General features: G+C 58.7%; 1 protein-coding gene and 1 pseudogene. Both read left to right on the top strand.

Features of this window, described 5'->3' with window-relative positions:
• The first annotated feature begins 224 nt into the window (after positions 1-224).
• A complete protein-coding gene (locus AC0AP0_RS09070; protein WP_490430230.1) occupies positions 225-1,010 on the top strand; it encodes an ABC transporter ATP-binding protein in 786 nt (261 codons plus the stop codon).
• A pseudogene (locus tag AC0AP0_RS09075) lies at positions 1,007-1,597 on the top strand (hypothetical protein); the annotation flags it as partial. The gene AC0AP0_RS09070 and the pseudogene AC0AP0_RS09075, both read left to right, overlap by 4 nt.

Raw genomic sequence — 1,597 nt, forward strand, 5'->3', positions numbered from 1 at the left:
CATTATTCATCGCGCCAATCATACGTAGTTCTGGCAGCCACGCCCCGGATCATCACTTGAGATCAATCATGACGCTGCAGAACACCGCAAATTGCATCTTCTTTGAACATTTCCGAACACCGTTCATGCGCCTTGCCAAGCACATCGATTTGACTCAAGCAGTTATGTAATGTACGTTTGATTTAACTTTGAAGTAAAGATTCAACTTTTATTAGTTTGGTTCAATGGTGAATTATAAAGTAGATGTTTCCCTCTCGCACGTGTCTTTTTCCTACGGCCGTAAACAGGCGCTGTCGGATGTGTCCTTGAGCTTCGGCAACGGCGTATTCGGGCTCTTGGGTCCCAATGGTGCCGGCAAGACGACACTGATGAATATTGTGACCACCTTGTCACGTCCTTCCTCGGGCAGTGTAAGGATAGCCAGGGCGAATGTGCTGACAAGCGCTGGACGACGTCGGGCCAGGAGCCGAATCGGATATTTGCCGCAATCGTTCGAGCTGATGAATGCCTCCAGCCTGATGCGCAATGTACGGTACGCCGCATGGGCGCGCGGTCTGTCCTGGAAAGCTTCCTGTGATGCAGCGGTGTGGGCCCTGGAGCAGGTGGAATTGTCCGGGGAAGCTCGCCGACCGGTGCGCAGACTGTCCGGTGGCATGCGTCAACGGGCGGGCATCGCGTGTGCAATTGTCGCCCGTCCCGACGTGCTTGTCTTGGACGAACCGACCGTTGGCCTTGATCCGGTGCAGCGCATTGAGGTGCGTAAATTCCTCGACGCATATGCGGACAGCCACACAGTGCTGGTGAGCACGCATTTGGTCGAGGATCTGGCCGCAATCGCCGACCGCGTGCTGGTACTCGACCACGGGCATCTGCTCCTGGACGGACGCATGGATGATCTCGCCGCCTTGGCCGATCCTGAGGACTCAATGGCATCGCCTTGGGAATCCGGTTATCGACGGCTGCTGACGGGATCCGGACACCTGCCATTCGACCAGGGTGAGGTCTCATGATGGCCCGTCTGCTCAATCCCTTGTCACCGGTGAGCTCGCTGGTGTTCTTTCTGTCAATGATGGCATATCCGGCCGCATTATCGGTGCGCAACTACGGAGTCGGCCAATCAGATGCGTCCCCGTGGGCACTGACAGATGCGGCCTTGCAGTTCGACCTGACCTGGATGCATCTGGTGACGGATGTAATCGCCTGCATGTTCGGCGCATGGAGCGCCTGGAAAGCGTGTTCCCCGCGTTCCATGGTCGCGCCGCCCTGGATCGGGGGCCCGTCTGTCCGCAGATATGGCGTGCCTGTCCTCAAGGGTGCCACATTGGGTTCCCTGGCCTATGCGGCAGGTTGTCTTCCCGCCATCGTCCAGACACTGCGGTTCACAGGCGGGTCGGTTCCCGTGGGAGCCTTGCTCATGGGTATGGCAGTGCCGGCGGCCATGTTCGCCCTCGGCTATGCGCTCGGGGCCATCATGGGCAGCCGCTGGTCCCTGGTGCCGGCCACGCTTTTGCCTGCTGCCCTGTGTTGGGGCAGCTTAGTGCTGCTGATGCCGCGCATACCCAAGGGTGACGTGTTTCCCCGAGCCTGGGGGTCGCCG

It is taken from the genome of Bifidobacterium sp. POST2/T3 (B1) (assembly GCF_058197115.1).

What these genes read in the sequence shown, in the direction of transcription:
- AC0AP0_RS09070 (WP_490430230.1), top strand. Translation starts at nt 225, where the DNA reads ATGGTGAATTATAAAGTAGATGTTTCCCTCTCGCACGTGTCTTTTTCC.